1 protein-coding gene is annotated in these 288 nt (G+C 54.5%); it reads right to left on the bottom strand.

The annotated features are described in order from the left end of the window. Nucleotides 1-288: IS110 family transposase (locus ACXAH0_RS25255; protein WP_475196084.1), on the bottom strand; the 288-nt coding region annotated here is incomplete at both ends.

Genomic DNA, 288 nt, shown 5'->3' with positions numbered 1-288 from the left:
CGCATCATTGGCATCCGTCTTGTTGTGCTGCAGCTTCATAACCGCATGCGCCTGACGGGCGTCGATAAGATCAACACAAACGCCAAGTCTGCCAAGTTCCCTTACCAGCCAGTGGCCCCAGGTGCCCGTTTCCATCACGATCCGCTCAGGACAAAGGCAGGTCGCCTTCAGCGCCTCAAACAAAGACACAGGATCAGTTGCAACCTTGCCACGACCAACGACCTTCCCATCCCGGTCCTTCACGCAGAACGAAGTCTCTTCCTTCGAAACATCAAATCCAACATACTC

The sequence above is a fragment of the Roseibium sp. AWQ4_290 genome, from assembly GCF_056160985.1.
Note: the sequence above shows the minus strand (reverse complement) of the source record. Positions and strands in the feature narration are given on the sequence as shown.